This is a genomic window from Lysinibacillus sp. fls2-241-R2A-57, assembly GCF_030209535.1.
In the GTDB taxonomy this organism is placed as follows: domain Bacteria; phylum Bacillota; class Bacilli; order Bacillales_A; family Planococcaceae; genus Lysinibacillus.
The window spans coordinates 1-25,965 of record NZ_JARVRU010000153.1 but is presented as its reverse complement, the minus strand read 5'-3'; the positions used below and the strand labels follow the sequence as shown (position 1 = coordinate 25,965).

At 37.8% G+C, this 25,965-nt stretch carries 27 protein-coding genes and 1 pseudogene; 11 read left to right on the top strand and 17 right to left on the bottom strand.

What is annotated here, in order from left to right:
• Positions 1-35: 35 nt before the first annotated feature.
• Entirely contained in the window at positions 36-5,432 is a 5,397-nt protein-coding gene (locus QRN68_RS20990) for a collagen binding domain-containing protein (protein ID WP_285398950.1), read from the bottom strand.
• Positions 5,433-5,933: 501 nt separating this feature from the next.
• A complete protein-coding gene (locus tag QRN68_RS20985) occupies positions 5,934-7,247 on the bottom strand; it encodes an HD domain-containing protein (RefSeq protein ID WP_285398949.1) in 1,314 nt (437 codons plus the stop codon).
• A gap of 277 nt (positions 7,248-7,524) precedes the next feature.
• Between QRN68_RS20985 and QRN68_RS20980 the strand changes: the two genes are divergently transcribed.
• On the top strand, positions 7,525-8,412 hold the full coding sequence (locus QRN68_RS20980; protein WP_285398948.1) for a hypothetical protein: 888 nt from the start codon (positions 7,525-7,527) through the stop codon (positions 8,410-8,412).
• A 74-nt stretch (positions 8,413-8,486) separates the two neighbouring features.
• Here the strand turns inward: QRN68_RS20980 and QRN68_RS20975 are convergent, their stop codons facing one another.
• The gene (locus tag QRN68_RS20975; RefSeq protein WP_049667962.1) at positions 8,487-8,711 is read right to left on the bottom strand and encodes a YuzB family protein; all 225 of its coding nucleotides are present in this window, start codon (positions 8,709-8,711) and stop codon (positions 8,487-8,489) included.
• A gap of 422 nt (positions 8,712-9,133) precedes the next feature.
• Between QRN68_RS20975 and QRN68_RS20970 the strand changes: the two genes are divergently transcribed.
• Positions 9,134-9,781 (top strand): RsfA family transcriptional regulator, encoded by a 648-nt coding sequence (locus QRN68_RS20970; protein ID WP_285398947.1) that lies wholly within the window; start codon positions 9,134-9,136, stop codon positions 9,779-9,781.
• A 33-nt stretch (positions 9,782-9,814) separates the two neighbouring features.
• On the opposite strand, the gene lipL is transcribed toward QRN68_RS20970, so the two are convergent.
• Complete coding sequence (gene lipL, locus QRN68_RS20965; protein WP_285398946.1) at positions 9,815-10,648, bottom strand: octanoyl-[GcvH]:protein N-octanoyltransferase; 834 nt, start codon at positions 10,646-10,648, stop codon at positions 9,815-9,817.
• 157 nt (positions 10,649-10,805) lie between these two features.
• On the opposite strand from lipL, the gene hemQ reads away from it, so the two are divergent.
• Positions 10,806-11,555, top strand: a complete 750-nt coding sequence (gene hemQ / locus QRN68_RS20960; protein WP_285398945.1) for a hydrogen peroxide-dependent heme synthase — start codon at positions 10,806-10,808, stop codon at positions 11,553-11,555.
• Between the two features lie 56 nt (positions 11,556-11,611).
• Here the strand turns inward: hemQ and QRN68_RS20955 are convergent, their stop codons facing one another.
• Positions 11,612-11,794 (bottom strand): hypothetical protein, encoded by a 183-nt coding sequence (locus QRN68_RS20955; RefSeq protein WP_285398944.1) that lies wholly within the window; start codon positions 11,792-11,794, stop codon positions 11,612-11,614.
• 936 nt (positions 11,795-12,730) lie between these two features.
• On the opposite strand from QRN68_RS20955, the pseudogene QRN68_RS20950 reads away from it, so the two are divergent.
• Positions 12,731-13,045 (top strand): annotated as a pseudogene (locus tag QRN68_RS20950) (cell wall hydrolase).
• Positions 13,046-13,066: 21 nt separating this feature from the next.
• Positions 13,067-13,402 carry a spore coat protein GerQ gene (gerQ, locus tag QRN68_RS20945; RefSeq protein ID WP_285398943.1) on the top strand — a complete coding sequence of 112 codons (336 nt, stop codon included), beginning with the start codon at positions 13,067-13,069 and terminating at the stop codon, positions 13,400-13,402.
• A gap of 104 nt (positions 13,403-13,506) precedes the next feature.
• Here the strand turns inward: gerQ and QRN68_RS20940 are convergent, their stop codons facing one another.
• The 6 genes from QRN68_RS20940 to QRN68_RS20915 all read right to left on the bottom strand — a co-directional run bounded on the left by QRN68_RS20940 (position 13,507) and on the right by QRN68_RS20915 (position 16,695).
• Positions 13,507-14,685 (bottom strand): M20 family metallopeptidase, encoded by a 1,179-nt coding sequence (locus QRN68_RS20940; protein ID WP_285398942.1) that lies wholly within the window; start codon positions 14,683-14,685, stop codon positions 13,507-13,509.
• 204 nt (positions 14,686-14,889) lie between these two features.
• Positions 14,890-15,270: a DUF423 domain-containing protein gene (locus tag QRN68_RS20935; RefSeq protein ID WP_285398990.1), complete on the bottom strand. Its 381-nt coding sequence runs from the start codon at positions 15,268-15,270 to the stop codon at positions 14,890-14,892.
• 10 nt (positions 15,271-15,280) lie between these two features.
• Positions 15,281-15,406, bottom strand: coding sequence for a hypothetical protein (locus QRN68_RS20930; RefSeq protein WP_285398941.1), 126 nt, complete (start codon positions 15,404-15,406; stop codon positions 15,281-15,283).
• A 92-nt stretch (positions 15,407-15,498) separates the two neighbouring features.
• Positions 15,499-15,765, bottom strand: a complete 267-nt coding sequence (locus QRN68_RS20925; protein ID WP_285398940.1) for a YwdI family protein — start codon at positions 15,763-15,765, stop codon at positions 15,499-15,501.
• Positions 15,762-15,941, bottom strand: a complete 180-nt coding sequence (locus tag QRN68_RS20920) for a uracil-DNA glycosylase (protein WP_068985233.1) — start codon at positions 15,939-15,941, stop codon at positions 15,762-15,764. The genes QRN68_RS20925 and QRN68_RS20920 overlap by 4 nt, the downstream gene beginning before the upstream one ends.
• Before the next feature lie 76 nt (positions 15,942-16,017).
• Positions 16,018-16,695, bottom strand: a complete 678-nt coding sequence (locus tag QRN68_RS20915) for a uracil-DNA glycosylase (protein WP_285398939.1) — start codon at positions 16,693-16,695, stop codon at positions 16,018-16,020.
• Between the two features lie 105 nt (positions 16,696-16,800).
• Between QRN68_RS20915 and QRN68_RS20910 the strand changes: the two genes are divergently transcribed.
• Positions 16,801-16,989, top strand: a complete 189-nt coding sequence (locus tag QRN68_RS20910; RefSeq protein ID WP_285398938.1) for a hypothetical protein — start codon at positions 16,801-16,803, stop codon at positions 16,987-16,989.
• 199 nt (positions 16,990-17,188) lie between these two features.
• The gene (gene thiD, locus QRN68_RS20905; protein ID WP_285398937.1) at positions 17,189-18,019 is read left to right on the top strand and encodes a bifunctional hydroxymethylpyrimidine kinase/phosphomethylpyrimidine kinase; all 831 of its coding nucleotides are present in this window, start codon (positions 17,189-17,191) and stop codon (positions 18,017-18,019) included.
• 69 nt (positions 18,020-18,088) lie between these two features.
• Here the strand turns inward: thiD and QRN68_RS20900 are convergent, their stop codons facing one another.
• Positions 18,089-18,583 (bottom strand): acyl-CoA thioesterase, encoded by a 495-nt coding sequence (locus tag QRN68_RS20900; protein WP_481817478.1) that lies wholly within the window; start codon positions 18,581-18,583, stop codon positions 18,089-18,091.
• A gap of 420 nt (positions 18,584-19,003) precedes the next feature.
• Between QRN68_RS20900 and QRN68_RS20895 the strand changes: the two genes are divergently transcribed.
• Positions 19,004-19,285: a hypothetical protein gene (locus tag QRN68_RS20895; RefSeq protein ID WP_285398935.1), complete on the top strand. Its 282-nt coding sequence runs from the start codon at positions 19,004-19,006 to the stop codon at positions 19,283-19,285.
• Between the two features lie 657 nt (positions 19,286-19,942).
• On the opposite strand, the gene QRN68_RS20890 is transcribed toward QRN68_RS20895, so the two are convergent.
• The 3 genes from QRN68_RS20890 to QRN68_RS20880 form a co-directional block, all read right to left on the bottom strand.
• Positions 19,943-20,284: a hypothetical protein gene (locus QRN68_RS20890; RefSeq protein WP_285398934.1), complete on the bottom strand. Its 342-nt coding sequence runs from the start codon at positions 20,282-20,284 to the stop codon at positions 19,943-19,945.
• Between the two features lie 473 nt (positions 20,285-20,757).
• A complete protein-coding gene (locus QRN68_RS20885) occupies positions 20,758-20,916 on the bottom strand; it encodes a hypothetical protein (RefSeq protein WP_285398933.1) in 159 nt (52 codons plus the stop codon).
• Between the two features lie 98 nt (positions 20,917-21,014).
• The gene (locus QRN68_RS20880) at positions 21,015-21,503 is read right to left on the bottom strand and encodes a magnesium transporter (RefSeq protein ID WP_285398932.1); all 489 of its coding nucleotides are present in this window, start codon (positions 21,501-21,503) and stop codon (positions 21,015-21,017) included.
• Between the two features lie 534 nt (positions 21,504-22,037).
• Here QRN68_RS20880 and QRN68_RS20875 point away from each other — a divergent pair.
• The gene (locus tag QRN68_RS20875; RefSeq protein ID WP_053484519.1) at positions 22,038-22,388 is read left to right on the top strand and encodes a YojF family protein; all 351 of its coding nucleotides are present in this window, start codon (positions 22,038-22,040) and stop codon (positions 22,386-22,388) included.
• A gap of 13 nt (positions 22,389-22,401) precedes the next feature.
• Positions 22,402-23,091, top strand: coding sequence for a bacillithiol biosynthesis deacetylase BshB2 (gene bshB2, locus QRN68_RS20870; RefSeq protein ID WP_285398931.1), 690 nt, complete (start codon positions 22,402-22,404; stop codon positions 23,089-23,091).
• 52 nt (positions 23,092-23,143) lie between these two features.
• On the opposite strand, the gene QRN68_RS20865 is transcribed toward bshB2, so the two are convergent.
• Complete coding sequence (locus QRN68_RS20865) at positions 23,144-23,887, bottom strand: TerC family protein (protein ID WP_285398930.1); 744 nt, start codon at positions 23,885-23,887, stop codon at positions 23,144-23,146.
• Between the two features lie 226 nt (positions 23,888-24,113).
• On the opposite strand from QRN68_RS20865, the gene ilvA reads away from it, so the two are divergent.
• Positions 24,114-25,376: a threonine ammonia-lyase IlvA gene (gene ilvA / locus QRN68_RS20860; RefSeq protein WP_285398929.1), complete on the top strand. Its 1,263-nt coding sequence runs from the start codon at positions 24,114-24,116 to the stop codon at positions 25,374-25,376.
• A gap of 405 nt (positions 25,377-25,781) precedes the next feature.
• On the opposite strand, the gene QRN68_RS20855 is transcribed toward ilvA, so the two are convergent.
• Positions 25,782-25,965: hypothetical protein (locus QRN68_RS20855; RefSeq protein ID WP_285398927.1), on the bottom strand; the 184-nt coding region annotated here is incomplete at its 5' end.

The window sequence follows — 25,965 nt, the reverse complement described above, 5'->3', positions numbered from 1 at the left end:
AGATTTTTATGATCTTGGGGTTTTCTTATTGAAAATTATTTCACTTCTGTTTTGCGACGACGCAATAAGAACAATGCTCCTAGAACGAGAGCTACACCAACTAGTGTAAGAGCTGTTTGATTTGCTCCATTTGTTTGTGGCAGTTTGCCTTCTGCCTTTAATTGAGCTTCCATTTTTTCAGCATCTGCTTTGATTTTGTCAATATCAAGAGATCTTGCTACTTCTGCCTGTTCCTTTTTAGATAAATTATCGTATTTATTAAGGAAATCCTTATACGAATCTAGTGTGTCTTTATTCGCTGTAGAAGGATTGTATGGCGGTAAGTTTTTACCTTGATCAATGACATCTGTTACAGATGGTTTTCCAGGGTTTGATGGATTTTTTGTATCTGTTGCTGAGTTACCTGGATTTTTAGGATCAACTGGCTTCTCTGACTCTGTTGTTGGTTTTTCTGGATCAACTGGCTTCTCTGACTCTGTTGTTGGTTTTTCTGGATCAACTGGCTTCTCCGGATCTGGATTTGGTTTGTTTGGATCAACTGGTTTCTCCGGATCTGGGTTCGGTTTGTTTGGATCAACCGGTTTCCCTGGATCTGGGTTCGGTTTGTTTGGATCAACTGGTTTCCCTGGATCTGGGTTCGGTTTGTTTGGATCAACTGGTTTCCCTGGATCTGGATTTGGCTTGTTTGGATCAACTGGTTTTTCTGGGTCAGGAGTCCAGCCACCGCCGCCTCCACCTGTTGATGAAGGTTTTACGATAGCAGAACATGTATCTTTTACTGTGAATGAGCCGATTAAACGACTTCCTTCATACACATAGTACGTACCTTGCTTAATAGCTTTGTCTGGTAAAACAATTGTTCCCATAACACTTGTTGTTAGAATTTCATTACCATCCGCACCTTTAATTACATTACCTTTTGCATCTTTCACTGTTATTTTAGCATTTGCAAGAGGCGTTCCAAACTCAGTTTGTACAGTTAATGTAAACGCAGGACATGCAGGCGCTACTGATATTTCTGCTTCACATTTAACTGAATATTGAACCGTTATTTGACCAATGTATAGATCACCTTGATATACATCGTACACACCTGAAGGAATGTTTTCAGATGGAATAGTAATCTGACCTAATTCATTTGTTGTTTTGTTTGTAGCAATAATTGCGCCTGTTTTATCTTTGATAGTGATGTTGTCAACATTAGGGCGCACTTTGCCATTTTCATCTTTTACCGTTAGTGTAAATTGTGGACATGCTGGGATTGGTTGAACTGTTGCTTCACAGTCTGTATTTACTGTAAACTTCCCAATTTCATTTGCTCCATCATAAACCACATATTTTCCTGGTTCTAGATTTTTAATTTTTACTTTCCCTTCACTATCAGTTGGGGCGATTGTTTGTTTAATAATTTCATTTGTATCTTCATTTTTGATTGTAACGGTTACACCTTCACGTGGTTTTCCATCAACATCTTTTACAGTTAATGTAAACGAAGGGCAAGAAGGTGCTTGTTGTACTTCAATTTCACAGCCTTTTTTATAACTTATATTCACTTCACTTAGGAATTGTTTTCCTTCGTAAAGATCATACTTACCTGCTGGAGGGTTTGAAGGAACAATCAACTTACCATTCTCATCAGTTTTTGACGAGATAATTACTTTGCCATCCTTATCCTTTAATGTTACTGCAACATGAGGACGTGGATTATTATCTTTGTCTTTTAACGTGATTGTAAATTGCTTACACGCTATAGGCGGCTGCAATTCAGCATGACATTCACCTTTACTGTATTTTACAGTCACAGTTCCAAGTTCTTCAGCACCCTCGAATACTTTATACGATCCTGCTTTAACTGCCTCAGAACCTTCTCGTGGGATGATTACTTTTCCCTCGTTATTTGTTGTACCTGTAAATTTAATGTTGCCCTTATCATCTTGTAATGTAATTTTTTTATTTACAACAAGCTCACCATCAATATCTTTAATTGTTAGTGTGAAGTTAGGACACATAGCTCCAGAAGTAATCTTTTTCACATTTTCCACTTCAGTTACTTTTTCAGGTACTACATTGGAGTCAGTAGTTGCATCTAGTTTTAATAATTGATCATCCATTTTAGCATAATCGTCCGGCGCCTTAACCTCTCTCACATAGTATGTGCCGTAGTTAATGGCGTTAAATTCAAAGTAACCTTTATCACTAGAAGTTGCTTTAGCAATTACATATACATTGCTTCCAATTTTTTTGATTAATTCAAACTCTACGCCAGCAAGTGCCTGTTTGTCACCTGTTGCTGGATTAACGCCAATTTTCTTTAGCTTAAGGTTTCCTTTTGTTAATTGGAAATCCGTATCTGAGCTACTGAAATTAAACTTCCTATCTACTTGTGATCCAGTACCCTGGTTTGCAGCAGAAGAATCATCAAAAGTCATTGTCGCCTTATTGCTAAATTCTTCTTCTGGATTACCTGAACCTGTATTCTGTTTACCTAATCCAAGTGTTTCATATCGCACTTGGTAGCCTTTCTTAGTTAAATCACCAAAGTTTAAAGTAAAGCCACCTGATGCTTTATCGTACTCTACAGTTACGCCGAATTTTGCTGGACTCTCCCATGAACCCTCAGCGGAGATTCCTGTTTCGTTCACCACATATGGTCGTATCTGAATAGAATCTGGTATTAGCATTAAATAACCTGATGGAAAATCTGATACTTTGACATTTTTTAATGTTGAATGCGATTTATTAACGTCTAGTGTCCATATGATTGTTTGTTTACCACTATTTTGTTGAACACTTTTTGATAATAAATTATTCGCTTCATCCACCGTAACTTTCGCTTCTAAAGTATATGTCTTCGTGTCATTTAAAGTTTTAAATGTTGCCGTGTTTGTATATGTGTCACCTTTATCGCTAGCTTTATCTGATTCGATTCCTAAAACATGATTAGAATCTTTTGATTTATACTCGACAAGGTACACTTGATTATTTGTTTTATTATCTAAATCCTTGAACTTTAACGTATAACTTTTATTATCAGGAGCAATCGTTAAGTCATACTTACTAGAGTCTAAAGGATTTCCTTTAATACCTTTATTATCATCGTCTGTTGTAAGCGTATATTGATAAACTGTAAAGGAATCTTCTACGATTTTATGCCCATCACCCAAATTGTCTGTTAATAGTGCTCCATTAATATCTTTTTTATTAATGTTGACTTTAACATTCCATGTAAATTCTTGCGTTAAATGATTAAAGCCCCCTGATTTACTACCATTATTGACAGTCGTAGTTGCTGGTGTATAGTCTGCTGTTTTAGTTACAGTATAGGTTTTACCACTACTCATCCAATTGGCTGTTGCTGTATTACCGTATCCATTATGAATAACAGAACCATCATCTGCAATTTCATAAGACGTTTTATACGTGATAGTTGCTGTTTCACCTTTTTTAACAGTACCACCTGTTATTTTAAAGCCTTTGCTTAAGTCATTTTCATCTATAAGTGATATCGAATGACCTGTCATTTTGTCTACAGTAATACCATCTTTTCCGCCAACAAGCGTATGTTTACCATTCTTACTACTTGTTTCAAAATTATCGACAATTTCTAAGCCAGTTATATCTTTACCATTTGTAGTATTATTGTCAGCTGACACTGTAATTGTCCAAGTAATTTCTTTTGTATCAAAGTTTACTGAACGAGATTTTGTTAAAATATTTTCGCTAATTGTGTGTGAAGCTGGTCTTTTATACGTGCCCGCTTCTACGATATTTGTTAATGTTGTAGTAGAACCTGTGTAGAAATCTTGATCATAGTTTGCATCATAAGTGATCTTATAAGCTTTTGTTACTGGCTTATCGAATGTAAGCTTGAAGCCATCTGTAATTGCTTCAGAATGGAAACCAGAAGTAATTTTATTAGAACTAATTTCGTTTCCGTTTTCATCCACAGTTACTTCAAATACTTGAATTGAATTTGTGTCAATTTTATGTGCACCTGGAAGTGTATCTGTAATAACAGGGTTATCAACCTTCACTTCATTATAGTTGTACTTTATTTCCCATGAAGATTTGTAGTTATCCCCTGAAGTAAATTTCTTCGCTAGAGCATCACCATACTTAATCGGCTGTGTAGCAACATCAGATGTTTCAGTATCACTACCATTTGTTAAAGTAACGGTATTATTGAAATTTTTTAGTCCTTCTGGATTAGCTTCAGTTACTTTCGTTTGATAGTTCACTTTATAAGCATATCTTCCATTAAATGAAATATCACTGAAGTTCCCATCTATTAGGTAGTCAGGGTCTGCTGTCTCATCTTTATAACCATGCAATCCCATTTCATATTTAGTGACTTGGACAGAACCAGGTACAACTTCATGACTTGCACTATTGTTAACAGTCGTAACATCTGTTAGCGTGGCATCTTTTAAGTTCTTCCCAGCTTTATTAACCCATACTTCCCAATCAATAATGCGTTCACCGTTTTTCGAAGTAGCGCCTTTATTTTCTTTTGAAATCTTTGCATTGCTTGTTGATGGCAAGAAGTTCAATGTAATTGTTTCCTGCCCTGCTAAACCCTGTGGAATAACAAGATCTTGTTCCAAACTGTCGCCTTGCAAATTAAACCCTGATTCAAAAGAAGCAATAAGCTTTGCTTCGCTACCCAATAAGTTTGGATCAGTAACCGTTTCATCTAATTTAACTGTAACTGTTTGACCACTAGTTGAATAAGAATAAGCAGGATTATTTAGACCCGCTTTCTTACTTCCATTAAAGTTATTTTCGAAGTCAATAATGGATGCTGGTAAATCGAATGTAAAGAAATCTCCAGCATTATGCGCTTCTTCTAAATTAACTGTAAATGTGAATGTAATATTTGATTTTTGATTTGGTTGGAGTTCCTTATTATAAGAAGATGTAACTTTTTCTCCATTAATCAACATTTCAAAATCTACTGCTGACAAAGGGATTTCTTTTGGATCACGCACAAGCGTTTTTGGATCTTCCGTATTAGGTGGTAACACTTTGTCTTTGTCAGTATCATCTGTTGCTGCTTTATCACCTTCTGTTGATGACTTCTCTCCTTCTGTTGCCCCATCACCATTTTCATTTTTCTCAGTCGAAGTTGAATCATCTGGTTGAACTGGAGTTTGTTCATCCTTTGGAGTTTCTTCTACTGTCCCACCACTATTATCAGTTTCAGTTGGAGGTGTTACAGTATCTTTTACTTCTTCAGTCTTTACTGGTGGTTCAGGTGTTCCAGTATCTGTTGCTGGTTCTTCAGGACTTGTTGTACCAGTGGTTTCAGGCGTTTCAGTTACACCAGTATTAGGAACCACTTCACTCGCAAACACTGAAATCGGTGATAGTACGGTTTGGAATACGAGTAGCAATAAGATCATTGCTATGTTTAATTGTTTAAGTTTTTTCATGTTTCTCTCCTTTTCTAAGTTCAGAGAGATACCTGTTGGTGTTTGCTGACGACGTTGCATCCTTTCGTAACGTTGGAAAGGTATGCCACAAACAATAGGTTGCTCCCTCTTTCCTTCAATTCACTTGTCGCCATAACTGAATACATTCTTATAAGTACTTCACGGCATAGGTAATCATGATGACTTATGAATGTGTGATATACAAATTTATATGTATCCATGCTACTTTTGTGACGCCTTTAATAATCGGCCTCACCCCCTTTAGGGTTTTAGCCTCATTATAATAAAGACCACTGAACAAATTCTAAACAATTCTGGACTTTTTATTTACATAATTCAAAAAGTTTCTATATATTTTCCATTCCATTTATCTTTATACAGCAAAAAAACAGTAAAAGATTACTCTCATTGAGTACTTTTACTGTTTTTTCATTATCAATATGTTGTTATCCTATTAAATTGCTCTCATGCAACATACATGATTTATACATTAAAAACTTTTTAATTTTTTCTCTGTTCTCGTAGTAAAGTTAATATTTGTGCTTTCACAGCGGAATGGGTACTGTTGTCCTCTAAGAAATCAAGCGGGAAATATATTTTATGATCTCGCTTCATGCGGCCAGAAATGGAATCCACAATAATAGATTCACGAGATAGTTCTCGCAGCTCTCCATTTTTCATTTCTAAGAAAATAGGAACGCGTACTTCTTCCTCTCCTGGTCGATAAAAATCATAAGGTAAATCTGCCGTCGTATCATGAACAAGATAATATTCTGGATTTAAATCAGCTTGTTTGAAGAGCTCTTGTAGTTTTTGATATTTAACTAGCTCGACACCTGGATCTAAATCGATGTACTGAAATAGCTTTCGATTAACAAAGCGGCGACTTAAGTCACTTAATATAGCATCTTCCTCTTGCATCCACAGTTGAAAATATGTAAAAAGAATACTTTCATCCAATGCAAGATAGTCCTCAAGCTCTATGGAGTTGCGGAAAAATGCTAAAAAATGTGTAGGCTCGTGCTTAAACTTGTAGCCTGCCATGCTTAATTGCTTAGCGCGTTTTAAAATATTATTTAAAACAACCTCTGCACTGCGAGACACTGGGTGGAAATAAATTTGTAAGTACATTTGATAGCGGCTCATAATGTAATCCTCTACCGCATGCATGCCTGTCGCTTTAATAACGACCTGATTTTTTCGTGGACGCATCACTCTTAAGATCCGTTCCATATCAAAATGACCGTAGCTTACACCAGTGAAATAAGCATCGCGCTGTAGGTAATCCATACGATCAGCATCGATTTGGCTCGATATTAAACTGACGACCTGCTTATTCGGATATGTTTTTTCAATTACCTGCGATACTTTCTCAGGAAAATCAGCTGATACTTTTTTTAATACTGCATTCACTTCTGTATCGCCGAGCAAAATTTGTCTCGTATAATATTCATGATCAAGTTCAAAGACATTTTCAAAAGCATGTGAAAATGGTCCGTGCCCTAAATCGTGTAAAAGGGCTGCACAAAGCACAAGCAGTCGTTCATCTTCATCCCATTCAGGACGCCCTTCAAAAATATCATCTACTATGCGACGTACAATTTCGTAAACGCCAAGTGAGTGACTAAAGCGGCTATGCTCTGCTCCATGGAATACTAAGAACGTTGTACCTAGTTGGCGAATTCGACGTAATCGCTGAAATTCTTTCGTACCAACTAAATCCCAAATTACTTGATCCCGTACATGCACATAACGATGCACTGGGTCCTTGAATACTTTTTCCTCTTGCAATTTAGCTTTTGCATAATGTGTCAATTGTACAGCACCCCCGTTTCCTATTTATACTATTATATGCGATAAATATAGGACTAGCATACATATTTCACTTTAATTATAGAGACTATCAACCTAACTCACTGTATTCTCGTCTTAATTTAGGTTTCTATTGACCTAATTTCCAAGTTCCACCTCAAAATGTGGGGGTTTTCCGTTCCGACTGGGCGCTTATCAGGTGTACGATGAGCCACTTCGCTTGTGCTGCAGGGTCTCATCTGTGACGCTAATCCCCTAGCTTTCACTGAAATCAACTTCCATGGTATACGTTTTAATAAATATCGTTTCTACTTTTGGCGATGAGCAAGGTTCAACATCAAATATCGGAGCGAGGCGCAACGTGAACCTTCCCGCCACTTTGTTGGCTATCCGTCGTTTTGGCTCTTCTTTCCGTCACTCGGCTTCTTTCATCCGTCGTTTCGTTGGCTCTATCCGTCGTTCGGACTCTTCTTTCCGTCGCCTCTTTGGCTATCCGTCGCTCGGTTTCTTTCATCCGTCGTTTCGTTGGCTCTATCCGTCGCTTCGGCTCTTCTTTCCGTCACCTCTTTGGCTATCCGTCGTTTTGGCTCTTCTTTCCGTCGCTCGGCTTCTTTCATCCGTCGTTTCGATGGTTTTATCCGTCGCTTCGGCTCTTCTTTCCGTCACCTCTTTGGCTATCCGTCGTTTTGGCTCTTCTTTCCGTCGCTCGGCTTCTTTCATCCGTCGTTTCGTTGGTTTTATCCGTCGCTTCGGCTCTTCTTTCCGTCACCTCTTTGGCTATCCGTCGTTTTGGCTCTTCTTTCCGTCGCTCGGCTTCTTTCATCCGTCACTTCGATGGGTTTATCCGTCGCTTCGGCTCTTCTTTCCGTCACCTCGATGGTTTTATCCGTCGCTTCGGCTCTTCTTTCCGTCACCTCGATGGCTATCCGTCGTTTTGCCTCTTCTTTCCGTCGCTCGGTTTCTTCTATCCGTCACTTCGATGGGTTTATCCGTCGCTTTGACTCTTCTTTCCGTCACTTCGCAAAATATCCGTCGCTTTGGCCCTTCTTTCCGTCACTTCAATGGTTTTATCCGTCGCTCTGAGTCTTCTATCCATCGCTCCAATGGTTTTTTCCGTCGCTTTGCCTTTTCTATCCATCACTTCAAATCTTCTTTACATCAATATTAAAGATTCATAAGAAAACAAAAACTATCTTCAACTAGTGAAGATAGTGCTTGTTTTACTTGTTTTACTTATTTTACTTATTTTTTTAACTTTGCTAAAACCTTTTCCATTAGTTCTTCTTCCGTTAATGCAGCAACAGGGCGACTATTTACGAAGGTAAATGTTTTTTTACGTCCTGGGCCACAGTAAGAATGACAGCCAATTTCGATGGTTGCATCAGGATCGATTTCCTTTAATTTTGGAATTAACGTTTTTAAGTTAACGGCCTGACATTCATCGCAAACTTTAAATTCGTTTGCCATTTTGTCAACAACCCTTTCTATATAGTATTTTTGTAACTTCTTTTAGCATCCGCTGAAAGAAGTTACAACCTCCGGCGGATGTCACGGAATCAGAATGGAGTTCTTAGGGGATGTTAGCCTAAAATCATCTCATCCATGCGATAACGGCTAACTGACCTGCATCGTGCAGGCCTAAGCACAAAGCCGATTCCGGACGCAATTATGCCGAGGCCATAATTGATTCAAAAAACCGCTTCTATTGAACGTATGAGCTTCACATATTTAAGTATGTAGCATACGTACAAACCTACATCGGGTATTGTATCGCACTTTTCACCTTGTATTCAAGCATAATTCCTTCCACATGGATGAATAAAAGGTTAAAAGATTGGTCATGCTAGTTGTAAATAAAAAGTTCCAAATAAAGGTGGGAGGATTTTAACATGAGTAAAGTAAGACAAGATGCTTGGTTAGATGAAAATGATGAATTATTAGCAGAGGCGGTTATTCGCCATGTAACGGAAGGAAGTACACAGTTAAATGCCTTTGAAGAAGCTGGCGATGCTTTGAATCGTACTGCTGCTGCATGTGGTTTCCGTTGGAATGCTGTTGTTCGTAAGGAGTATGAGGAGCAACTAGCAGAAGCGAAAAAGGAAAGAAAAGAGAGAATGCGAGTGTTGGGTGCTCCAGCAAGACGCCGTGCTTCTAGTATGTTTACAGTCAATAGTAGTGCCGCAGAGGGTAAATCAATTCCTCTATCTGCATTATCTCTTGATATTGTCATAGCCTATTTACTACGTTTACAGCACTCTGGTGAAATAGGTAATGAGTCTTCAAAATGGAGACAGCTAGTGCATGTAACATCTGAGAAAAATAAAAAGCTAGAGAAGACAATTACACAGCTAGAAGAGGAAAACAGAGCTATTCGAAAAGATTACGAGCAATTTGTTCAAATTATGAACCGTGCTAGACGACTAGTAACACTAGATGAAGAGGAAGAACGAATTGCACCTGTTTTTAAAATGGAGAAAAACGGAAATCTTGTTGTAAGTAGCCCTTACCCTCAAGAAAATGGCGATGCGCTTAGTTAGCAGCATCGCTTTTTCTTTTGTCGTTGCCATCTATCACTTTGGTTCGAGCATTTTCTTATTACGTTCTAAAACACGTTGTAAATAGAATGCATATAACGTCAGTTCTTCATCACCAAAAGACTCAAAACGAATTTCTTCGGCCAGATTGTGAAGAAGTTGCTGTAAACGAATAACAACACCTTCCACTGTTAATGATGCATCAATAAGTTCGGATAGTGACGCCATCACATCAGGGACAATGTTAGGGTATGTGAATTTGGTTTCCTCTCCTCTTAGACTTTCTTCATAAAAGTCGCGAATGAGTGCAGCTCGTTCTGAACCGCTTCCTTCAATACATAAATATATTTGCACTGCTACTCCTTGGCGTAAGCGTCTCTGAGAAATACCAGCAAATTTCTTTCCTTCAATACTCAAATCATAGGAGCCCGGACAATAGGAACCTACAATTTCATAGGCTTCAATTTGATCCGCTACTTCAGGGAATAATCCTTTTACTAGGGCTACCATTACATCATAGCCATCATTAATGCTTAGCGTTTCCGTTTGTTCAGATAAAACAACGGAAATATTCAGTACCCCTTCATCAAGGACAACTGCTAATCCGCCTGAATTGCGTACTATAGGATGATAACCACGTGTCTTAAGCAAGTCCATACCGTGCTGCACATATGGTAAACGGTGATCCTGAATACCGAGCACAACAGATGCATCATGTACCCATGTACGAATAGTTGGCGGAGAGGCTAATTGCCCAACTAGCTGACATAAAGTATCGTCTGTTGCAAAGGATTCAAGTGGCGATCTTTGCTTTGCGCTAATGGATTGATCGTAAAAACGCCAAATCGGCTGTTGTAATATACTTTTCATGATTGGTGCTCCTCTATTTACATCTCTTCTCTTTAGAATACATTATCTATGGAAGGTGTCAAATTCGTGAAATGCAATCATGAACTTAGGGATTTTGTACAAACTATGATAAACTAAAATTCGAATAGTATTCACTTATAAAGGAGTGTTTTAAATAATGAATGAAGCAGCAATTACTTTAGATGGTTGGTACGCTTTGCATGATTTCCGCTCAATCGACTGGGCTTCATGGAAACTAGTTTCTGCTGAAGAACGTCAAGCAGCAGTAGAAGAATTCATTGCTTATTTAGAAAAATTAAACGAGGCTGATATCGCTAAAACTGGTGCTCATGCATTTTATGCAATCGTTGGTCAAAAAGCTGACTTTATGATTATGACATTACGTGAAACAATGGATGAGCTACAAGAGCTTGAAGCTGACTTCAATAAATTAGCGATTGCTGATTTTACAATTCCTACATATTCATATGTATCTGTTGTAGAGCTTTCTAACTATTTAGCAGGCGATTCAGACGAAGATCCATACCAAAATCCACATGTGCGTGCTCGTCTATATCCTGAACTTCCACGTGCTAAGCATGTTTGCTTCTATCCAATGGATAAGCGTCGTCAAGGCAATGATAACTGGTATATGCTTTCAATGGATGACCGCAAATCTCTAATGCGTTCTCACGGTATGATTGGTCGTGGCTATGCTGGTAAAGTTAAACAAATTATTACTGGTTCTGTTGGCTTCGACGATCACGAATGGGGCGTAACATTATTTGCTGATGACGTATTACAATTCAAAAAATTAGTATATGAAATGCGTTTCGATGAAGTTTCAGCTCGCTACGGTGAGTTTGGTGCATTCTTCGTTGGTAACCTTCTTGATAATGAAAAACTAGCGAAATTCTTAACTGTCTAATCGAAAACGGTTTTAAATATAAAAAATGCGAGTCCATATTAACGGGCTCGCATTTTTTAAAATTCATTTTCTTCGCTGTTCTCTGATTCCAATATTAAAATAATTGTATGAATAAAAAAACCAGTTAGAATCATAAGAAAAACTAAATACCAATTGTATGGTTGCTGATAGTATTCTGCAATACCAACAGCCATAAATGCACTTATGATAATTGCTACAAACGTACCAAAAATATGCATTGTAACACTCCTTTATGAAAACAAAAAATAATTTTCCACATTAGTATGTCACAATTTAATTTCAATATACTTGTAAAACACAATATTTTAGCTATCCAATCACAAAATTTTAACAAAAAAAAAGCGCCACCCACTACGATGACACTTTCTTATAGATTGACTTGTACTTTAAGACTTTTCATCCTTAACTTTCAAAATTAATATAACGGTATTGATGAAAAAACCCACTACGATTATTAATATAAAGAGATACCAATGGAGTGGCTGTCCATAAAAATCCCCTACCAAAAATGCCAGCACAGCGCTCAACAAAATACCTATCCAAACACCAATCTCCATCCCCTATCACCTCACACGTATAACCTGGCCTCTACAGACTACTCGTCATTATTAATATATGCTAAGCAATTTTAAAAGGTGAATTTCTTCGTCAGAGACTTTAGGCCACCGTGATGTTGGTCACTCAGTCGTGTGTTGTTGTTGTTGTTGTTGTTGCTGTCGCTTCGCTTTCGCACAGATAAAACCGTGTTGCTGTCGCTTCGCTTTCGCACAGATAAATTGCCATAGGACGTGGCGTTGTTAGACTGAGTTCCTCTATTTCAGCAGGTGTTTGGACAAAAGGTAACTTAAACCCGCATTCATCTCACCACCTATAGAAGTGGGAGACTTCTGTAGCTGACGCTTTGCTTTCGCTACAAAAGACATCTGCACCTGTCGCTTCGCTTTCGGTCAAAAGACATCTGTAGCTGACGCTTCGCTTTCGCTACCAAAGACATCTGCTGAAAAAAGTTAAAATTGAACATGTCTACAATACCATCATGCATATACTGTCTGCGAGGAGGAATAAAAATCGCCGTTATAAAGACGAATGATGCACAAACAGCCCTGCTCGCGAAGCTTATGCGCGCTTAGGCAGAAGGCGATGAAGACTTAAGTATGCTGAAGGTCGGCACTGTTGGTGTCAATCGTGTACGAGTAGATTTTTTAGAGTCTGGTGATGATTAAATGGTTTATCAGCGTCAAAGGAGGCTTTGAAGCGACAACAAAAGGTTACTTTTATCAACGAGAACGTGATCAAGACATTAGATTAGCAGAGTTATTCAAGGCGAAAGATTTCACTCAGCGACTCATTCGCTATGTTTTTTCAGAACTTAGGGAGATTGTCCTGCACAATGGTAGGGTCATTGGAACTCAGGCAGATACAAATCGCATTTTTTCTCCCCTAGCGAAGAAGATTGTCTTCAAATCTAAAAGAAAGTAGGTTGATAACTTATGATGCCTTATTATTGGACACCGACAACGCAACAACAAATGACTCCCCCTCCTCCAGCAGCAAATCCAAGCACACTACCTGTACGTGAGCAATCTTATATTGAAAACATTTTACGGTTGAATCGCGGAAAACCCGGTACTTTCCATTTTTCTTTCGAGCACGCCATTGAACAAGGCCAAAACACAAAAATTGTGCGAGGTGTTGTAGAAGCTGCAGGTCGGGATCATGTTATTTTACGTGAACTCAAATCGAATCATCGTTTCCTATTCCCAATGATTTACTTTGATTATGCTGAATATGATGAGGAAATGGCTTATTTTAATCAAAATCCATAGAATCTAAAGTTCACTAAACAAAAATTCATATCGCTTCGCTTTCCGCGAACAAGGAAAAAATCGGCATGTTAGGATAACTCCTAGCATGCCGATTTTTACGTATACTATTGATTTTCTTGTAAATACTGTAATGTTGCTTTCCCTAATGTTTTGGCAGCAATTAACATTGCGCGTTCGTCAAAGTCAAAGCGTGCATGATGATGTGGATATGCCACTTCCCACTCAGGCTTTTTGGCACCAGTGAAGAAAAATGTACCTGGTACATTCTCTAAATAATACGCAAAGTCCTCACCTATCATAAATGGTGAACACGTTATAACATTTTCTACTCCTGGTACATCTGCTGCAAGCTGTGCAATAAATTCTGTTTCTTTCACATGATTATAAACAGGTGGATAGCCTCTAGTATAACGATATTCATAGCTTGCGCCAAAAGCTAGACAAGTGGCATTTAATACTGCCTCAAGCTCTTGCTCCATCTGTTTACGCACCTGCTCCTCAAAAGTACGGACTGTCCCTGATAGTATTACTCGTTCAGCAATTACATTGAAAGGATTAATCGCCTCAAAATGACCAATTGTTAAAACGGCTGATTTTAATGGATCTATGCGTCGAGATACAAGCTGCTGAGCATTGACAACAAACTGTGACGCAAGGGCAACAGCATCAATAGAATGATGTGGCTCCGCACCATGACCACCTTTGCCTTGGATCGTAATTTCCACTTTATCCGCAGCAGCCATAATTGCTCCATCTCTCACCAATATATTTCCAAGTGGCGTTGGTGCCCATAAATGTGTACCGAAAATAACGTCTACCCCTTCTAGACAGCCATCTTCAATCATAGGCTTCGCTCCACCTGGTGCAACTTCTTCCGCATGTTGATGAATAAATACTACATTACCCACAATATCATCCTTCATTGCATTGAGTGCCTTAGCAAGCCCAAGTAATGTTGCCGTATGACCATCATGTCCACATGCATGCATTTTGCCATCTATTTTTGATTTATAAGGAACATCATTTTCTTCCTGTATCGCTAACGCATCAAAATCAGCTCGCAAGGCTACTGTTTTTCCTGGCTTCCCACCACGTAATGTTGCGACAATACCACGTTCACCTACATGCTCCCGAACCTCATGTCCTAACGCTCGATGAAAAGCAGCTATATACGCAGGTGTTTTCACTTCCTCAAAGGACAACTCTGGATATTCATGTAGATGACGACGAATCGCTACCATTTCTTCATAGTTATTATCTAGTAAAGTAAAAAGCTTTTCCATGTCACAAAACCTCCCTTTCTCTTTGCCGAACTCATTTGGTAATAATAGTGTACTATAAATCCTTACAAAAAAAATAGGAATTAAAACTATAAACTTTTGAAATTATATTGTCGATAAGGAGGATAAATTCTCTGAGTGATTTGTAAAAAACAAAAACTCCCTTACACATAATGTAAAGGAGTAACTCTGTAGGAACACTATTTTTTATCGAGCATGTTTCAGGGCAGAAACTATAATTAGAATCCATCCAACTAAAAATAGTACTCCACCAATTGGTGTGATTGCACCTAGAATTTTAATGCCGCTGATTGCCAGTACATACAAGCTTCCTGAAAAGAAGACAATACCTAGGTTAAAAAAGATTCCAGCTAAATTTAACTGCTTGACTTCACCTAGTAGTTTGGAGCTCATCAATATACCAATGATAAGTATAGCAGTGGCTTGAAACATCTGGTACTGCACTGCTGTTTCCCAAATCCCGCGACCATAATCGTCTAGAACATCTTTTAAAGCATGTGCACCGAATGCACCTAATGCCACTGCTAAAAAGCCATGGAGTGCACCTGTCACAATAAATTTTTTCATGTCATTTTCCCTACCTTTTATCAATTTCGCCTTGGCGTAATTGTTGCTGTCGCTTCGCTTTCGCACAGAAAACATTTGCAGCTGTCGCTTCGCTTTCGCCACAGATAAACAATGCGTCCGGAGGCTTTATCTTCATTCAGTAGGCGTTGGGACACCTACTGAAAAGGAACCACATCCGCATTCATCCAGCCACCTTCAGAGATGGGAGCCTTTGCTGAATGAAGATCATTAAAAGTCAAAAATTGAATCGCCATTTGCTCCGTCTTCTTCTTCAATTTTTGCAGTATATAAATTTGATTGCTTCGGCTCTGACACCAGCATTTGTGGCAAGTGTTTCGACTGCGCTTTAGAAATGCCTTCAGGTGAGTCTAATACCACATCACATAATGCTCGGATTGCTGTTAATGCTTCACGAATTTGCTGTTCGTTTCCAACATTTTTGACACCAGATAGTTGTTTTTCAAGTTGTTGAATAACGGCTTGATAAGGAATCATTGCATTCTCCCACTTTCTGCTTTTGGCACAAATTTTAGACAGTCCGTGCCCGAGGATTGTTTAACAACAACGGATGGTATTTGCTTTGTTTTAAAGCCATATGCTACACAGGCCCGTGGAGTTTGTGGGTCCCATGTTACTTTAAAATATTGACATTTGAAACAATTTACCTTCATTGTTGCCCCTCACTTTCTTCTATTATTAACTGTAACATGAATCCTTAAGTGTATAAAGTAAACGATTTGTGCCAATCTAAGCTAGACACCAATCAATTGGCTGCTCTCCCCACTCCACTAACTGTGCATTGATTTTCGAATACGGCTTACTGCCAAAAAATCCTCGATAAGCACTAAGTGGACTCGGATGAGGTGCTTCTATAATGAAATGTGGCGTTGAGTATTTACGAATTAATTGTTTTTTTCGTTGTGCCGGTTTTCCCCAAAGCACAAAAATAATTGGTTGTTCTCTTGATGCTAGTTTATCGATTACTGCATCCGTAAATTGCTCCCATCCTTGATTTTTATGAGAATTCGCCTGACCTGCTCGAACAGTTAATACAGTGTTCAATAACATTACACCTTGCTCCGCCCATTTTGTTAATGTACCGTTTTGAGGGATTGCATACCCAAGATCATCTTGTAATTCTTGTAGCATATTTCGCAAGCTTGGTGGATGTGGGATTCCTGGCATGACCGAAAAACTTAATCCATGTGCTTGGTTGGATCCATGATATGGGTCCTGACCTAAAATCACGACCTTTACATCATAATAAGCTGACGTAGAAAATGCATTCATTACATCATTCATTGGTGGATAAATTGTTTGTGTTGAATATTCATGTGCTAGAAATTGACTTAGCTTCGTATAGTATGTTTTTTCTAATTCATCTGCAAGTATTGCTTGCCAATCATTCGGGAATACTTCTTTCATCTAATATAAGCCCCTTTCTCTTCTTACAACGGTACAAAAAAAAAATGTTGAATTCAAGCATCAGATCAATTATACCTCGACATAAAAGCGTCCGGAATCTGCTTTGTGCTTGTACAAAGAACTCCTTTACCGGAATGTTTTTTGTGCGAAAGCGTAGCGGCAACTACAACAGGGTTTTGTCTGTGTGAAAGCGTAGCGGCAGCAACAACATGGTTTTGTCTGTGCGAAAGCGTAGCGGCAGCAGCAACAGGAGTTTGTCTGTGCGAAAGCGTAGCGGCAGCAGCAACAACATGATGTTGATCACTCAGTCATTGCCACAGGACATGGCGTTCTTAATTGAGCTTCTCTATTTCAACAGATGTTTGAACACTGGCTGAAAGATGTTAAAACTGACCTTACAAAAATATCTCATTCTGACTATTTTGATAGAATCAGAATAAGACTATACTAGATGGTAATTTTAACGAATTCATTTATAAAGGGGATCTTTCACATGGCTCTTAAAAAAACTTTAACGATTGCTGGTTCAGATACTTCAGGCGGCGCAGGTATGCAAGCCGATCTTAAAACATTCCAAGAACATGGAACATACGGCATGGTGGCATTAACGGTTGTCGTAACAATGGATCCAAACGGTTGGGCACATAATGTAACTCCATTGCCAACCGAGCTTTTACAAAAGCAAATCGATACGGCTCTTTCAACAGGCATTGACGCAATAAAAACTGGTATGCTGTCAACTGAAGAAATCATTCGTATCGCTGGTGATGCTATCTCAAAATCTGGTACACCAAATGTTGTTATTGACCCTGTAATGGTATGTAAAGGGGACGATGAAGTATTAAACCCTGGTAACACAGATGCGATGATTCAACATCTTTTACCATTGGCTACAGTGACAACACCAAACCTGTTTGAGGCTGGACAATTAGCAGGAACTGGAACTCCAAAAACAATCGAAGAGATGAAAATAGCAGCTCGTAAAATTCATGAGCTAGGTGCTAAAGCTGTTGTCATTAAAGGCGGAAAAGCGTTAGCTACTGAAAAAGCAACCGACTTATTCTTCGACGGTGAAAAATTCTACTTATTAGAATCTGAAAAAATCGAATCTACTTATAACCATGGGGCTGGCTGTACATTTGCTGCTTCTGTGACAGCAAACCTTGCAAACGGTCTTTCAGTGCCAGAGGCTGTTATCGAAGCAAAAGAATTTGTATCAGCTGCAATTGCTCACGGTTGGGCATTAAATGACTATGTCGGTCCAGTTATGCACGGTGCAAAATCTCGATTTGGCGCACCACAAGTAACAGTGACAGAAATTTAAACATAAAAGGCATCTGATTAGAAGGCGTTTTGCTAACCAGATGCCTCTTTTACATAGAATAGTTCTCCATCATTTCGAGCCGGTAATATCCCATGGATCGTTCATCGAAATGAATTGAGCCAATGCCTTACTTTCTTTTTTACGCTCTGCACGCGCCTTTGCTCGTTCAGATGCAGTTTCATGTAGCTTTGTCTCCTCTACTGTTTCAGGGATGACGCGTGGAACTGGGGCTGGTTTATTATTTTCATCTAATGCGACAAAGGTTAAAAATGCTGTTGCTGCTACCTTTCGTTCTCCTGTTTTCAAATTTTCAGCAATGACCTTTACGAAAACCTCCATTGAAGACGTTCCTGTCCATGTTACATAAGATTCGAAGTATACAGAATCAGTTGGTCGAATTGGATGTAGGAAATCGACAGAATCCGTTGAGGCTGTCACGGAATCTCTACGACTATGCTTAGCAGCTGAAATTGAAGCTACCTGATCGATATCACTCATTAATCGACCGCCAAACAGTGTATTATGATTGTTAACATCATTCGGAAAAACTCGACTTGTACGCATAACTCTTGATTCTCTACAATATTTAGAGCCTTTATTCACATCCATTCCCCCTAAAAACTACTGTTTTATTTCGGTTCATCACCAAAAGTTGTGAATGACACTTGTAAAGACGTATACCTTGTCTATAAGTTGATTGCGCGAGCTCATAGAGGAACGAAGTCTAAAAACATCACGCCCTGTGATAACGCCTTCGTGACCAACATCCCCTTTGGCCCAAGCGGTAGTTGGAACGGAAATCAACCTTACGCCTTTATTTCTACTATAATGCTCTAATTCCCCATAATTATCAATTTTATTATTAGAAAATTACAAAATTTTAACTTAACAGTGAATGATTAGTACTTCAAATGCAAAAAGCACAGGACAAGATACGCTACCATTTCTTATGCCATATATTAGCTGTATATGGGAGGCGTAAAAATGAAAAAGCAAAAATATGAAAAATTAATTGAAGAACCCGATTTACTCTCAGGAGAATTAACCTCTTCTAAAGTAGAAGTAATTTCTTCCATTGTTTTAACGTTAGGTTACGCATTATCAACCCTCGCCACGATATTAGCCTTGCAGGAGGAAGAGGAATTGGCACACGAAAAAAAGGCAAAAACACAGGATCAAAATCTACAATTTAAACAAATGTGTAAACAACTACAAAGTGTCAACAATCGCCTAGATTCTATAGAACGCAAGCTTAACCGATTTTAATAAATACATACTCCTGAAATCTACTAAAAACAAATGCACTGGGGAGTCCGAAGTAAAAGTAAGCGCTCCACCACTTTTGTCCGAGGAATCAAAGCTATCTCGAGGATGTAGCACTTTAGCCCAGACGAAAACTTTGCCTTTGGATTAAAAATCTATAGTTTTTTTAACAATTATTAAAAGCCGCGATTCTCCGTCATAAAAGAGAATTGCGGCTTTTTTACTATACTATGATAATGAGTTTCCGTCTTCTTCCCTTATCACAGCTACACATATCAATGTTGAAGGAACGTCATCTATTGTACCAAGATAGAATTAGTTATTACGTAGTTTATAATTCCCTTCAACATTACACGCTGCCTAACTGTCGGTTTAGGAAGAAATCATGGTCGCAGTATCTTTTTATTTGTGAAACCGTATACAATACAAAACACCACATTTTGTACAAAATTGCTTTCACATTCATTATATTGATACATTACAAAAATTTTTTCAAGAATATTGCTCTAAAAGTAGTAATTCGATTAATTATGCCTCGGCATAATTACGTTCGGAGGCTTTGTGTTTCTTGCCTTATATATTCCCATACAAACATTAGAAAAAGGCATTAACGATAAGGATTTATACTTTCTCGTTAATGCCTTTTATTTTCATTATGGCTTAAATCGATTTTTTATAAGCATTCATTGTTGAAGTATATTGGAATAATTTAGGGTTGACTAGTCCCTCACGTAAATCCATCATTCCCAATTGTCCCATTCTATTTAATAAAGGAACTAACCAACTACCACTTGGAGCACCTTGTAACGTTTTAATTTGATTGGATGATAACTTTGAAACTTTACTAGCATCAATTGGTTCTTTTGCATTTTCTATCGTTTCTTTAAAAGCTTTCGTATCAACTTTGTACATATTTTCTCCAACTTGCTCAGTAAAACCTTTGTATCCGTAAGCTCCTCGAAGGATTAATAACCTTATACTCATATCTTCCATAGAAACCATTTAATTTACACCCCCAACATTTTACATCATTTGTAATACATATCAATCATCGTCCAAGAAATGACATTTTTAACACCTCTTTGGGTCATCACCAAAAGTTGTGGATGACATTTGTTAAAACATATGCCATGTATTAATTGATCTTCGTTCCGACTGGGCGACTCCTTAGGGATTAGCGTTACAGATGAGACCCTGCGGCGTGCATGTAGAGGAACGAAGACTAAGAGCATCACATCAGGGATTTATCGAAACAAAATCGCTCTTTATCGAAACTATTTGAGCTTTTATCGAAACAAAATCTCATTTTATCGAAACTTTTTGGGCTTTTATCGAAAAACAAGCTCTTTCTAGCAAAGAAATCAACCACACGTTATGGTGAAGAGCCATCCCTTTTCAATTTAGTAAAAAATAAACCAATCTATAATCGACTTCTCACTTTATTAACTTATATCAATTATCGTGAATATGTATTATTACTGTCTCTTTTCAACAAATAACAAAATTAGTGTTGCCAATGGACCTAATAAAAGAGAAAGTAAAAACCAATTTAACCCCGTTCTATTCTTCCCTTGTGCAAGTGCAGCATTTATCAACGCCAATGTACCCCAACCTACAAAAAATTGATTATCCATTATCTCCCTCCCTATTTCATTTAACCATTCTTTACAGTTAGTGTACGTTTCTTCACAAATTTGTTCATAACACCTCGTTAGAAGAATTGTTTATATTTTTATCTTTCTAATACTATACAATATTGTTCTTTATATTTTTCATGGTTCCAATTGTACATTTGTACCAGATGGTTTAGAGATAATTCTTCATAGTGACATCTAATATACGGTATATTTATTTCATTATCGTCATGACCAACCCATACTCTCCATAGCTCTAATATCTGTCCTTCTCTAATATTTTCTTTTAGGTACTCCAGTAATTGCTTTGCCCTCAATTCCGAATAGATAAAATTCACTTCATAAATGAATGGATAACTTGTATATCCACTTACATCATAGTAAGCGTCCTTTTTAATGACCAATTCATTTAAGTCATCTTCATTTCCAACAAATAATATTTTGGCATTAGGGTCCATCTTCTCCCAAGGTACCAACTCATGTGGTTTTATTTCTAATCCAATAGCTTCCTTAACAGTAATATACTTTGCTTTTGTTTTTAATTCTGGCATTTCATAATTTGTTGCTATAAATGAACAAAAACTCATTTATCCACCTCCTAAATTTAATCCTTATTAAATTATCCTACTTACGTTAGTTGAATAAGAATCCGTTCTGCAACTCTTAAGAATTCGAATTTCTATTTTGAAATCCCCTTCCATATTTATTACAGTCTAACAATATAACATTATAAACCATACGCTACTCATTGCGACTTGACATAACAACAGAATTAGCCAGTGACGATAAAGGATAAACCCTTGTCGTTACTGCCTTTTCGTTTGAATCACTAGTTATTGTTTATACAGGATTTTATACACAATTGGTTTGACAGCGTTTCTGGACTCTCTTACTACCTGTAGCATTTATAAAATCTTGCATAACGATTATGGAGGTTTTATCCTAAAGAACTTTTTAAAAAATCCAATACGATCCTTAAAACAAATTCATTAAAGATTCTACATGAACAAGCATTCGAAATTTCTTTAGGAAATCCGAGTTATTATAAAGAGGCATTCAATTTCCCTTTGTGAATTTTTTTTACTATACTTAAAGGAGAAATAATCGAGAGGAGTGTTAAGGTGCAAGAAGTACAAGTAAAAACGTTGCAGGAATTATTAAATTCTTTCGCCAACAAAGACGTTTATATTCATCTTGAGACGACAAACGGTTCTTATGCAGCACACTTTGATGAGAAATTTTTTAATGCAGGTGCTTTTATTCGCAATGCCAAGATCAACTATGAGCTTGCTAAAGTGGTAGATGATTCACCCCATCGTGTCGGATTAAAAATGGCGCATGGCTGGGTTTATGCTCAAGGCATCACACATTTTGAATTAGATGATTTAGGCCGTTTATTAATGGCTGGGCTTGACTACTCTGGTAAATTGGCGATAGCACTAGAAATTAGCGAAACGCCATTTACTTATTAAGGGGGACGACTTTTTGAATTTACAACCACAACGTCATATTTTAATTGTTTACCCTCACCCGGATGATGAAGCATTTTCAGTATCTGGAACAATTGCCTACTATACAAAGAAAATGAATACTCCTGTTACATATGCCTGTTTAACTTTAGGGGAAATGGGTCGTAATTTAGGAAATCCACCTTTTGCTACACGTGAATCCTTGCCAGAAATTCGACGCAAGGAGCTGATCGCGGCAGCAGAGGCTATGGGAATACAAGATTTACGTATGCTTGGTTTCCGTGATAAAACGATTGAATTTGAAGACGATGAAAAAATGGTGAAGCTGGTTGAAGGTTTAATAGAGGAATTAATGCCTTCTCTTATCATTACATTCTTACCTGGTTTTGCAGTTCACCCTGACCATGAGGCAACAGCACGTGCCGTAGTAGAAGCTGTGCGTCGTATGCCAAAAGCTGCACGTCCACAAGTGTTAGGATGTGCCTTTGCAAATGATACCATTGAAAAAAATGGGGAGCCCCATGTTGTCTACGATATTCGTGAAATGAAGACGGATAAAATTAAAGCATTACAAGCACATGCGTCCCAAACTGCTTGGATGATGCAAGAAACTGAAAAACGCGTTGATGACGGTGAGCCAATGAGCGAAAGCTGGTTGAATGTTGAAAAGTTCTATATCGTGAACCCTGACCACTATGCAAAATAAAAATAAAAAAGGTTCTGTCCTCTTTCTTTAAAGAGAACAGAACCCTTTTTAATTAAGCGACTTTTAATTTCTTTAAAATATGAACAAGGAAAGTTAGAGAAAATACAATAATGAGAACGACAAAGAACATATAGTGTGGAACTTCAACACCAATGATACTAACTAGCATTTTCAGCGCAATAATGCCGATAATAATAAATGCCGCCGTCTCTAGTTCTGGTATTTTTTCAATTATGATTAAAAATAGGCCTGCAATGGTTCTCATCATTAATATTCCTAGCATCCCCCCGATTAGTAATATCCAAATTTGATTAGAAATCGCAAATGCGGCAAAAATCGCATCAATTGAAAAGGCAATATCCATTAACTCTACTGAAATAACAGTCGCCCAAAACGTTCCAAAGATACGAACCATCAACCCTGATTTTTTGACTTCCTTGACACTATCCTCTGTCCCCATCTGTAAAAAATGGGCGACACAAAGCCAACCTAGATACAAAGCTCCTAGCAATTTAATAAACCAAAAATCTACTAAATAAACGCCTATTCCGATAAACAAGAATCGGAAAAAGTAAGCACCTAACATACCATACATTAATGCGCGTTTACGTTGCTTGTTTGGTAAATGTTTGACCAGCACAGCCAAGACAAGTGCATTATCTGCTGAAAGTAAACCTTCAATAATGATGAGTGTTGATATTAACCCCCAAGAAACGGGGTCTGTTAAAACTTCTTTCCACATTTCCCAATCGAAAAATTGAATGTATGTAGATAGAATTCCTTGAATGATTTCCAATTACATACCCTCCTACTTGTCCTAAAGTATTCTAGTATATGCTGGACCATTTTCGTTATGAAGAAAAAAGCGTATCCTTTATTTCTATAAAAAATTTCGGTTACCCGTTGAAAGAAGTTAAAATAGACACCGAAAATTTAGAATTTACTAAAAATTAATGACAAAAAGCTGATAAAGTGTGCTATCATAGATAAATGTTTTAAACGGATAACGGAGGATGAATACTATGGAAGCTACTGACGCTAGAACCGTGCAAGTAGAAAATATCTTGATTGCACATCATTTCTTAAAAGACGTAGTGGTGCACACACCGCTACAAAAAAATGAATATTTATCCGAGAAATACGGAGCTAATATTTATTTTAAACGTGAAGATTTACAGCATGTGCGCTCATTTAAACTTCGAGGTGCCTATTATAAGATTAAAAAAATTGAAGAAGATGCTCGCCAAGCTGGTGTTGTTTGTGCAAGTGCGGGCAATCATGCCCAAGGTGTTGCTTACGCCTGTGCACAACTGAAAATTCAGGCAAGCATTTTTATGCCTCAAACTACACCTAAGCAAAAAATTGATCAAGTGCGTATGTTTGGTCGTGATTATGTAGAAATTATTTTAGCGGGCGATACGTTTGATGATTCTGCAGAAAGTGCATTAGCTTACTGTGAACAACACGATAAAATCTTTATCCATCCATTTGACGATTTTGATGTCATCGCAGGCCAAGGAACGGTTGCCGTTGAAATTATGAATGACATGGAGGAACCGATCGACTACATATTTGGTAGTATCGGTGGTGGTGGCTTAATGTCAGGTGTTTCTGCCTACGTGAAAAACCTTTCCCCTACTAGCAAAATTATCGGTGTAGAGCCTGCTGGGGCGGGCAGTATGAAGGCTGCATTTGCAGAAGGCGGTGCAGTGGCACTTGATTGGATTGACAAGTTCGTAGATGGTGCTGCAGTAAAATGCGTCGGCAATCACACTTATGATGTTTGTCGCCGCTATTTAGACGACATCGTACTAGTACCAGAAGGAAAAGTATGTACAACAATCTTAGATCTTTATAATAAACACGCCATTATCGCAGAGCCTGCTGGAGCATTATCAGTTGCAGCACTCGACTATTATAAGGAAGAAATTAAAGGCAAATCTGTCGTTATCATCATTAGTGGCGGTAATAATGACATCGGACGTATGCAGGAGATTAAAGAAAAATCTTTAATTCACGAAGGATTACTCTACTACTTCATCGTAAGCTTCCCACAGCGAGCAGGCGCACTTCGCCAATTCTTAACAAGTGTTGTAGGACCCAATGACGACATTACAACTTTCGAGTATACAAAGAAAAACAACAAAGAAAGTGGCCCTGCCTTAGTCGGTATCGAGCTTGGTAATCGTGATGACTACGAGGGATTACTAGCACGCATGGATGAGTTTGGCTTCAAATACAAAGAAGTTAACAACGACATTCAACTATTCGGCTTACTAGTCTAAAATAAAGAGTCACACTTCTCTGTATGTAAGTGTGGCTTTTTTTTGTGGGGATGAGAGGTTTATCGGGGCACTTTTGAGATTTATCGAGAACTTTTGATTGTTTATCGAGACTTTTTTGAAGTTTATCGAAACTTTTTTGAGGTTTATCGAAACTTTTCTCTTGTTTATCGAAACTTTTCAGCATTTTATCGACATCTACCTTACAAGCGACACTATCTGACCGCACCGATAGTTTGCGTCGCTTACATTTAATCTAACAATTTGGCAGGAATTATATATTTTCTATTTTTATTTTCACCTATCGCTTCAAATTTTAACTTTTTCAATAAATAATAAACTGCCTTCTCTGAGTCAATATCAAAAAAATTACGAAATTGAGCATTTGTAATATTGTTGCTTATCGAGTCACACTTCTATGTAAGTGTGGCTTTTTTTTGTGGGGATGAGAGGTTTATCGGGGCACTTTTGAGATTTATCGAGAACTTTTGATTGTTTATCGAGACTTTTTTGAAGTTTATCGAAACTTTTTTGAGATTTATCGAAACTTTTCTCTTGTTTATCGAAACTTTTCAGCATTTTATCGACATCT

Bases quoted from the DNA above. Each gene is read 5' to 3' on its own strand.
- QRN68_RS20990 (WP_285398950.1), bottom strand. From the start codon at position 5,432: ATGAAAAAACTTAAACAATTAAACATAGCAATGATCTTATTGCTACTC.
- QRN68_RS20980 (WP_285398948.1), top strand. From the start codon at position 7,525: ATGGTATACGTTTTAATAAATATCGTTTCTACTTTTGGCGATGAGCAA.
- QRN68_RS20975 (WP_049667962.1), bottom strand. From the start codon at position 8,711: ATGGCAAACGAATTTAAAGTTTGCGATGAATGTCAGGCCGTTAACTTA.
- QRN68_RS20970 (WP_285398947.1), top strand. From the start codon at position 9,134: ATGAGTAAAGTAAGACAAGATGCTTGGTTAGATGAAAATGATGAATTA.
- lipL (WP_285398946.1), bottom strand. From the start codon at position 10,648: ATGAAAAGTATATTACAACAGCCGATTTGGCGTTTTTACGATCAATCC.
- hemQ (WP_285398945.1), top strand. From the start codon at position 10,806: ATGAATGAAGCAGCAATTACTTTAGATGGTTGGTACGCTTTGCATGAT.
- QRN68_RS20955 (WP_285398944.1), bottom strand. From the start codon at position 11,794: ATGCATATTTTTGGTACGTTTGTAGCAATTATCATAAGTGCATTTATG.
- gerQ (WP_285398943.1), top strand. From the start codon at position 13,067: ATGATGCCTTATTATTGGACACCGACAACGCAACAACAAATGACTCCC.
- QRN68_RS20940 (WP_285398942.1), bottom strand. From the start codon at position 14,685: ATGGAAAAGCTTTTTACTTTACTAGATAATAACTATGAAGAAATGGTA.
- QRN68_RS20935 (WP_285398990.1), bottom strand. From the start codon at position 15,270: ATGAAAAAATTTATTGTGACAGGTGCACTCCATGGCTTTTTAGCAGTG.
- QRN68_RS20930 (WP_285398941.1), bottom strand. From the start codon at position 15,406: ATGAAGATAAAGCCTCCGGACGCATTGTTTATCTGTGGCGAAAGCGAA.
- QRN68_RS20925 (WP_285398940.1), bottom strand. From the start codon at position 15,765: ATGATTCCTTATCAAGCCGTTATTCAACAACTTGAAAAACAACTATCT.
- QRN68_RS20920 (WP_068985233.1), bottom strand. From the start codon at position 15,941: ATGAAGGTAAATTGTTTCAAATGTCAATATTTTAAAGTAACATGGGAC.
- QRN68_RS20915 (WP_285398939.1), bottom strand. From the start codon at position 16,695: ATGAAAGAAGTATTCCCGAATGATTGGCAAGCAATACTTGCAGATGAA.
- thiD (WP_285398937.1), top strand. From the start codon at position 17,189: ATGGCTCTTAAAAAAACTTTAACGATTGCTGGTTCAGATACTTCAGGC.
- QRN68_RS20900 (WP_481817478.1), bottom strand. From the start codon at position 18,583: ATGCGTACAAGTCGAGTTTTTCCGAATGATGTTAACAATCATAATACA.
- QRN68_RS20895 (WP_285398935.1), top strand. From the start codon at position 19,004: ATGAAAAAGCAAAAATATGAAAAATTAATTGAAGAACCCGATTTACTC.
- QRN68_RS20890 (WP_285398934.1), bottom strand. From the start codon at position 20,284: ATGGTTTCTATGGAAGATATGAGTATAAGGTTATTAATCCTTCGAGGA.
- QRN68_RS20885 (WP_285398933.1), bottom strand. From the start codon at position 20,916: ATGGATAATCAATTTTTTGTAGGTTGGGGTACATTGGCGTTGATAAAT.
- QRN68_RS20880 (WP_285398932.1), bottom strand. From the start codon at position 21,503: ATGAGTTTTTGTTCATTTATAGCAACAAATTATGAAATGCCAGAATTA.
- ilvA (WP_285398929.1), top strand. From the start codon at position 24,114: ATGGAAGCTACTGACGCTAGAACCGTGCAAGTAGAAAATATCTTGATT.